General features: G+C 67.7%; 7 protein-coding genes, 1 tRNA gene and 1 pseudogene. 5 read left to right on the top strand and 4 right to left on the bottom strand.

From position 1 onward, the window contains the following. On the top strand, positions 1–125 hold a 125-nt coding region (locus CKY51_RS09305; protein WP_342354110.1), incomplete at its 5' end, for an integrase core domain-containing protein. Positions 126–279: 154 nt separating this feature from the next. Here the strand turns inward: CKY51_RS09305 and bioB are convergent. After that, the gene (gene bioB / locus CKY51_RS09300; protein WP_022970748.1) at positions 280–1,311 is read right to left on the bottom strand and encodes a biotin synthase BioB; all 1,032 of its coding nucleotides are present in this window, start codon (positions 1,309–1,311) and stop codon (positions 280–282) included. Between the two features lie 49 nt (positions 1,312–1,360). Between bioB and CKY51_RS09295 the strand changes: the two genes are divergently transcribed. Together CKY51_RS09295 and CKY51_RS09290 are read left to right on the top strand one after the other, a co-directional pair. Beyond that, positions 1,361–2,086 carry an amidophosphoribosyltransferase gene (locus CKY51_RS09295; RefSeq protein ID WP_022970749.1) on the top strand — a complete coding sequence of 242 codons (726 nt, stop codon included), beginning with the start codon at positions 1,361–1,363 and terminating at the stop codon, positions 2,084–2,086. Positions 2,087–2,123: 37 nt separating this feature from the next. Continuing rightward, positions 2,124–2,309: a hypothetical protein gene (locus tag CKY51_RS09290; RefSeq protein ID WP_022970750.1), complete on the top strand. Its 186-nt coding sequence runs from the start codon at positions 2,124–2,126 to the stop codon at positions 2,307–2,309. Between the two features lie 97 nt (positions 2,310–2,406). On the opposite strand, the gene ubiA is transcribed toward CKY51_RS09290, so the two are convergent. After that, positions 2,407–3,312: a 4-hydroxybenzoate octaprenyltransferase gene (gene ubiA, locus CKY51_RS09285; protein WP_022970751.1), complete on the bottom strand. Its 906-nt coding sequence runs from the start codon at positions 3,310–3,312 to the stop codon at positions 2,407–2,409. Between the two features lie 189 nt (positions 3,313–3,501). Here ubiA and CKY51_RS09280 point away from each other — a divergent pair. Continuing rightward, positions 3,502–3,578: transfer RNA gene (locus CKY51_RS09280), tRNA-Arg, on the top strand. 88 nt (positions 3,579–3,666) lie between these two features. Here CKY51_RS09280 and CKY51_RS09275 read toward each other — a convergent pair. After that, positions 3,667–3,981 (bottom strand): HPF/RaiA family ribosome-associated protein, encoded by a 315-nt coding sequence (locus CKY51_RS09275; RefSeq protein WP_022970752.1) that lies wholly within the window; start codon positions 3,979–3,981, stop codon positions 3,667–3,669. A gap of 529 nt (positions 3,982–4,510) precedes the next feature. Between CKY51_RS09275 and CKY51_RS09270 the strand changes: the two are divergent. Next, positions 4,511–7,001, top strand: a pseudogene (locus CKY51_RS09270) (DUF3772 domain-containing protein). On the opposite strand, the gene CKY51_RS22430 reads toward CKY51_RS09270, so the two are convergent. Further along, the gene (locus tag CKY51_RS22430; RefSeq protein ID WP_052172112.1) at positions 6,918–7,385 is read right to left on the bottom strand and encodes a type 2 periplasmic-binding domain-containing protein; all 468 of its coding nucleotides are present in this window, start codon (positions 7,383–7,385) and stop codon (positions 6,918–6,920) included. The pseudogene CKY51_RS09270 and the gene CKY51_RS22430 sit on opposite strands and share 84 nt — an antisense overlap. Positions 7,386–7,485: the final 100 nt, after the last annotated feature.

Below are 7,485 nucleotides of genomic sequence, written 5' to 3'. Positions count from 1 at the left end.
AAGCCGCCCACTGGTGGATGATCGACTACAACGAAGCAAGATCCCATGATTCGCTCGGCGGAATGACCCCGGTCGAGTACCGCAACAAGCACGCCGAAAGTTCTACTTTTGAAGTGCCTGCTTGACGGGGGAGCTTACGGGTTGCCTCGTGATGCCGGTTGAGCCATCCAGTGCTCGGGATGGGCGGCAAAGCACGGATGCGGCCCCGCGCCGATGTGTCAGCAATCGGCGCAGGCCGGTGCCTGCCAGGTAGGGTAATGAATCCGAACCCGCCCTGCGTCAGGCGGCGTGTTCGTGCGTCAGTTTGCAGGTGATATCCGCATGCACCGTGCCGGGGTGATCGTGATCTGCGGCATCGACGGTGATCTGCATCGGGCGCAGGCCCAGGCGCTGGAACAGTGCTTGATCGCGCTCGGTATCCGGGTTGCCGGTGGTGAGCAGTTTCTCGCCGTAGAAGATCGAGTTGGCGCCGGCGAGGAAGCACAGGGCCTGCAGTTCGTCGCTCATCGCTTCGCGGCCGGCCGACAGGCGCACCATCGAGCGCGGCATGGTGATGCGGGCGACCGCAATCATGCGGACGAACTCGAACGGGTCCAGTTGCTCGGTGCCGTGCAGTGGGGTGCCAGGCACCTGCACCAGTTGATTGATCGGTACCGAGTCCGGATGCGCGGGCAGGGTGGCCAGGGCCAGCAGCAGGCCGACGCGATGGTCGCGGGTTTCGCCCATGCCGACGATGCCGCCGCAGCAAGTCTTCAGGCCGACGTCGCGCACATGCCCCAGCGTGTCCAGGCGGTCCTGGTACTGGCGGGTATGGATGATGGAGTCGTAGTAATCCGGCGCGGTGTCCAGATTGTGGTTGTAGTAGTCCAGGCCGGCATCCTTGAGCGCACGCGCCTGCTCGGCATCGAGCATGCCGAGGGTGGCACAGGTTTCCAGGCCCATCGCCTTGACCTCGCGGATCATCGCCGCGACCTTGGGAATGTCGCGATCCTTTGGCGAGCGCCAGGCCGCGCCCATGCAGAAGCGCGAGGCACCGGCGGCCTTGGCCTGGCGGGCCTTGGCGACCACGGCATCGGTCTCCAGCAGCTTCTGCGCGCTCACGCCGGTGTCGTAGCGCTGCGCTTGCGGGCAGTAGGCGCAATCTTCCGGACAGCCACCGGTCTTCACCGACAGCAAGGTGGACACCTGGACCTCGGCCGGGTCGAAATGCGCGCGGTGCACGGCGCTGGCACGGTGCAGCAGTTCGGGAAAGGGCAGGGCGAACAGGGACTGCACTTCCTCGCGGGTCCAGTCATGGCGGACAACAGACATCGGGGTTTCCTGACGGTCAGCGGCTTGCAAGCCAGGCAGTCTGGTGAGCATGGACGAGCCTGTCAACTTCGGTGCGCGGGGGTCGGTTTACGGGTGGCCGCGACAGCTGCTGCGCCTGTTGCTGCCGCCGGTCTGCGTGGTCTGCGCCGATCCCGGCGGTGGCGAAGGCGATCTGTGTCCGGCGTGCCGATCCGCACTGCCGGAGCACGGGCCGGCCTGTCGTTGCTGCGCATCGCCGTTGTTTGCGCACGACGGGCCTGCGCTGTGCGGATCCTGTCTGCAACGTCCGCCGCCGCTGCAGCAGGTGCATGCCTGCTTCACCTATTGCTGGCCAGTGGATGGGCTGCTGCGGCGCTTCAAGTTTCACCATGATCTGGCCGCCGGTCGTACGCTCAGCGCGTTGATGGCGCAGCGTTGCGCGGGGTTGCCTCGCCCACAGGCGCTGGTGCCGGTCAGCCTGCATCGTCGACGGCTGCGGCAGCGTGGTTACGACCAGGCGCTGGAACTGGCGCGGCCGTTGGCATGGGCGCTACGCCTGCCGTGCCTGCCGGTGCTGACGCGGGTCCGCGCGACCACGCCACAGTCCGAGCTGGACGCGACCGAGCGCCAGCGAAACCTGCGCGATGCGTTCAGTGCGCGCACGCCGCTGCCCAACCACGTGGCGCTGGTCGACGATGTCATGACGACCGGAGCCACCCTGCATGCGGCCGCCCGCGCGCTGCGGCGCGCGGGCGTGCAACGGGTGGATGCGTGGGTCTGCGCACGGGTGCCATGAGCGGCGCGTTGGCGTTGATGGGGGAGGACAGCGCGACTTGGATGCCGGCGATGTCGTCTGCGGGGACGGCACAGACACGCTCGCCGCGATCGGCGATGTCTCCGCTCTCGACCTCAAGCAGCTGATCGCAGCGCATGCTGCGGGCCTCGTCGGCTGGATGCGCGCCGCGCAACGGCAACGTGGTCCTCGATCGATCCGCCGACCCGAACCGTACCGTTCCTGATCTCAGGCCCAACCGAGAGATTGCCAACCGATCCACTCAAACCCAGGCCGCGCCCTCACTCGCTGCTGCCGTCCATGACATCTGCGCTCAGCTCAGCTCAGCGCAGCGCCAGTGCCACTGCCATACCGACGAAGATCGCCAGGCCGACCCAGTTGTTGTGCAGGAAGGCGCGGAAGCAGGCGGCGCGCTCGCGATGACGCGCCAGCCGGAACTCGTAGGCCACCAGCAGCACCGATGTGCCCAGACCGGCCCAGTAGGCGGCCCCCAGGCCGGCGCGCCAGCCCACTGCGGTCAGCAGCACGAACATCAGCGCATACAGCACCGCCTGGGCGATGAGGTCGTAGCGGCCGAACAGGATGGCGGTGGACTTGCTGCCCATCCGCAGGTCGTCGTCGCGGTCGACCATGGCGTACCAGGTGTCGTAGGCGGTGGACCAGAGGATGTTGGCGGCGTACAGCAGCCAGGCCAGCAGCGGCACGCTGCTCTGCACGGCGGCGAAGGCCATCGGAATGCCCCAGCCGAAGGCCATGCCCAGATAGACCTGCGGCAGGTGGGTGTGGCGCTTCAGGTAGGGGTAGCTGGCGGCCAGGAACAGGCCCGGCACGCTCAGCGCCACGGTCAACCAGTTCAGGCTCAGCACTAGGCCGAACGCCACCAGCATCAGGACCACGAAGACCCACAGGGCCTCGCGGCCGGAGACGGCTCCGGTGGCCAGGGGGCGGCCGCGGGTGCGCTCCACGTGCGGGTCCAGCCAGCGGTCGGCATAGTCGTTGATCACGCAGCCGGCCGAGCGGGTCAACCAGACGCCGGCGGTGAAGACGCACCAGGTCCACCACGGCGGAAGCCCCCCGGCAGCCAGCCACAGCGCCCACCAGGTCGGCCACAGCAGCAGCAGGCTGCCGATCGGCCGGTCGCCCCGGACCAGCTTCCAATACTGTCCCAGCCGCTCGCTCCAGCGCGATGCCGGCGCGGCGGGCGCGTGTTCCAGGCCTTGCTTGCTCATCGCGCAAGGGTAGCAGCGCGGCTGTGGGGCGGCCATGTGGGAGGAGGCGGGGCGCCCTCGCGACAGTTGTCTGCGCATCAGAATGAGACCATGGGGCCGCAGACCGAGCTGGTGGCAGGCGAGACGGATCGGCGCGTCTGCGCATTGGTCCTCACCCGCGCTGTCAGTTCTGGCATAATGGCCGGCCACGCGCCCGTAGCTCAGCCGGATAGAGTAGTGGCTTCCGAAGCCATTGGTCGGGGGTTCGAATCCCTCCGGGCGCGCCATCTTCCCCAAACGCATCGGCCCGCCTGCAGCAGCACTGCAGGCGGGCCGACTCGTGATTGGCGCGTGGGTCGTAGCTTGCGCCGCGCCTCAGCGGGCGTGTTGCTTGCCGCGCGCGCTCTCGATGGCGCTGCGCAGCTTGCGCGCTGCGCCGGTCACTGCCGCCGCGGTGGTCTCGGCGCTGTTGGTCGCCGCGATCGGCGGCAGGCCGGCCACGTGGGCCTCGATACTGCAGGTGCGATCCGCCGCTCCACCGCGCTGGCCGTTCTCGTCGCGCAGGTGCACTTCCACGCGGGTGATGTCGTTGGCGAAGTGCGCCAACTGCGCCGAGCAGGTCTTCTCGACATGCTGCACGACGGACGGATCGTGCGGGACGTGGTTGTCGGTCTGGATCTGAATCTGCATAGGGGTCTCCTTCGCGAGTCGGCTGCTGCGTGTGCCGCAGCAGTGACCCGATTCTGCGACAGCGCGGTGTGGGTATGGGGTGACAGGCCGTGCTGCATTCAGATCCAGCTTAGGGGCACGGACCAGGTCTTCGGGACCCTCGCCATCGCACAGCGAATGGACTGATACATCGGCCAAGCGGCGCCTCCACCTGGAAGATGCAAGATGGGCGCGCCCTCTGCGCCGGCAGTGCAGGCGCGCGGCCGCCGCGGCGCGCAGTCACAGGCGCCGACTGTCTCCCCTTGCTACCTGCCGGAAGCGCCCGATGGCCCGGAACTTACGGTGATGGACGATATAGACAAGGCACAGCCCGCGAGCCCATCGCCGCAGGCAGTGCGCCCGCCTGCGCGGCCCCTGCGGTCGTCTTGTTCAACGCGCTGCCTGCGGCCCAGCCGGGCCTGACGGCGGGCAGTTTCAAAGCCGGCTGACCGGGTGGCGCGGGCAGATGTAAGCGGCACCAGGCCGTGGCTTAAGATGCGCCCACTGCGGCCTGCCGCGCCCGTTCCCGCCCGCCTGTGTCCGTGAATCGCTCTGTTATGCGTCGTTGCTGCGCCGTGGTGCCGCGCTTGTGGCTGCTTGCCTGTCTGCTGCTGGTCTGCAGCGGTGCTGCATGGGCGCAGGAGGACGATACCGATGCCCTGCTGGACAAGGCACAGGCGCAGCTGGACGACAGCCAGAAAGTGCTGAAGCAGGCCGAAGGCGCGTTGGACAAGGCCAATGACGAGCAATTGCAGCAGCTGGCCGAAAGCGTGCTGGACACGCAACGGCAGGCGCAGGATCTGGGGCGCACGCTCGAGCCGGTGTTCCAGCAGGTCGACCAACGGCTCAAGCCGCTCGGCGAAGAACAGAGCAGCGATCCGCCCGACCTGCGCAGCCAGCGACGTGCCCTGCAGCGCGAACGCGATGCCCTGGACGCGGAGGTCAAGCGTGCCAATCTGATGGCGCAGAACGCGGCCGATCTATCCGACCGTCTGGAGCGTGCACGTGCACGGCGCTTCAGTGAGCGGCTGTCCACGCGCGCACCGTCGCCGCTGTCGCCGGCATTGTGGAGCGCGTTGGCGCAGCAATGGCCAGACGATCAGGAGCGCCTGCTCGGTTTGTCTGCGCAGGGCGCGCAGGCGCTGCAGACCGCACGTAGTGCGGGTGTCGAAGTGCTGATCGGCGTGGCAATAGCGCTGGTGCTGGCGTTCCCGCTGCGGATCTTCCTGCGCCACCTGGGGCGGCGCTATGCGGCCTCGCGTGCACCGGGCGGGCGCCTGCGGCGCTCGGGGCTGGCGCTGTGGTTCCTGCTGGTAGGCACCTTGACCCTGGGCTTGGCGGCGGCAGTCCTGGCCGAAAGCCTGCGCGCGGCTGGCGAACTGCCCAAGCCGGTGGACGACGTGCTGACGGCATTCGTGTTCATCAGCTGCATTGCCGCCTTCATCGGTTCGCTCAGCGCCAGCCTGTTGATGAAACGCCTGCCGAGCTGGCGCTTGTTCGCGTTGGACGACGGCACGGTCGATCGCTTGCGGATGCATTGCCTGGCCACGGCCGCGGTGAGTTGGGTCAGCGGGCTGGCGATCCGGATCAACGATGTGGCGCGCAGCAGCGATGCCTTGCGCACCGCTGTCGATGCGACCACGGCAGTGCTGTACGCCGGGCTGATCCTGTCCGCGCTGGCGGGCTTGAGTCTGTCGCTGCGCGCACGCGCGGCCAGTGCCGGCGCGACCGATCCGGACAGCGGCGAGCCGCCGCCGGTGGTCTCGCGCGGGGGCGGCGTCATCGTGTTGATCCGCCTGTTGGGCCACCTGGCGGTGATCACGGCGTTGCTGTCGGCGCTGGTCGGCTACATCAACCTGGCGCTGTTCATTACCCTGCAGATCATCTGGATCACGCTGATCTGCAGCCTGCTCGGGCTGTTGACGATGTTCGTCGACGACCTGGCCAGCTGGCTGTTCAAACCGGAAGGGCGTTTCAGCCGGGCGCTGTCGCACGCGCTGGGTATGGGCAGCGGCCGGCTGGTGCAAGTGGGCTTGTTGAGTTCGGCGGTCTTGCGGGTGATGCTGGTGTTGCTGGGCATCGCCGCCTTGCTGACGCCGTTCGGCGCCAATCTCACCGTCATCAACGGCTGGCTGGATACGGTGTCGCACGGCATCGCCATCGGCAAGCAACTGACCATCACTCCCGCCGACGTCGCGCGCGCGTTGCTGGTGCTGCTGCTCGGCATGGGCGTGGTGCACGTGGTGCAGCAATGGCTGGTCAATACCTATCTGCCCAAGACCGATCTGGATGCCGGTGCGCGTCATTCGATCAGCACCGTGGCGCGCTACCTCGGTTGGTTGGTGGTGGTGGTATGGGGCCTGACGGCGCTGGGACTGGATCTGCAGCGGCTCGCGCTGGTGCTCAGTGCGCTGTCGGTGGGCATCGGTTTCGGCTTGCAGGCGATCACGCAGAATTTCGTTTCCGGCCTGATCCTGCTGGCCGAACGGCCGGTCAAGATCGGCGACTGGGTGCGGATCGGCGATCAGGAAGGCGACGTGCGGCGGATCAGTGTGCGCGCCACCGAAATCCAGGTCGGCGATCGTTCCACCTTGATCGTGCCCAACTCCGAGCTGATCACCAAGAGTGTGCGCAACATGACTCTGTCCAATCCGCTGGGTCGGGTGCAGTTGCAGTTCTCGGTACCGTTGGAAACCGACGTGGCGCGGGTACGCACGATGCTGCTGGCCCTGTTCGAGGCGCATGCCAAGGTGTTGGCCGATCCGGCGCCATCGGTCTTCATCGATTCGCTGGCCGGTGCCCACGTCAACTTCAATTCCTTCGCCTATGTGCGCAGCCCGCGCGAGGCCTACGGGGTGCGCAGCGAATTGTTCTTTGCGCTGTTGCAAGGCATGGCCAACGAGGGCATCGCGCTGCAATCACCGCAGGAGATTCGCTTCAGCCGGGCGGGGGTGGCGGTGGCGCGCTCGGACGAAGACGGCGGCGACCAGGCGACGCCCTGACGCAGCGCTGGCGTCAACAGCCGCGCACAGGTGGTCGAAGGTGGCACGCACGCGTGGCACCTCACGCAGGTCTTCGTGGGTGACGATCCTGGTGTTCAACGCCGGCAGTTCCAGCTCGGGCAGGACCTGCTGCAACTGCGGATCCTGCCGCGCGATCGGACATTGCGCGAGCACGATGCCCAGGCTTGCGCGGGCCATCGCCAACCGCGCCGGATGGCTGTCGTTACGCAGCGCCAGGCGATCGCGGGTGAGCAGCGGATGCAACAGCCTGCCGACGGCCAGGTCGGCGCGGCTGCGGTCCGGTCCGATCAGGTCGTGTTCCAGCACGTCCTCGCCACGCGTTGGCAGACCGCGTCGGGCCAGATAGTCGCGATGGGCGGACACGCCCGGCGGAATCGCACCGACCTTGCGCGCGACCAGCGCATCCTGGCTGGTGGATGCATGCGCACGGCGATGTCGACTTCCTGTTCGAACAGGTCCGCAG

This window comes from Xanthomonas maliensis (genome assembly GCF_009192945.1).
GTDB classification, from domain to species: Bacteria; Pseudomonadota; Gammaproteobacteria; order Xanthomonadales; family Xanthomonadaceae; genus Xanthomonas; species Xanthomonas maliensis.
This window is presented reverse-complemented; position numbering and strand designations above follow the sequence as displayed.

Excerpts from the sequence above, each read along its gene's own strand:
- bioB (WP_022970748.1), bottom strand. The coding sequence starts at position 1,311 with ATGTCTGTTGTCCGCCATGACTGGACCCGCGAGGAAGTGCAGTCCCTG.
- ubiA (WP_022970751.1), bottom strand. The coding sequence starts at position 3,312 with ATGAGCAAGCAAGGCCTGGAACACGCGCCCGCCGCGCCGGCATCGCGC.
- CKY51_RS09295 (WP_022970749.1), top strand. The coding sequence starts at position 1,361 with ATGGACGAGCCTGTCAACTTCGGTGCGCGGGGGTCGGTTTACGGGTGG.
- CKY51_RS09275 (WP_022970752.1), bottom strand. The coding sequence starts at position 3,981 with ATGCAGATTCAGATCCAGACCGACAACCACGTCCCGCACGATCCGTCC.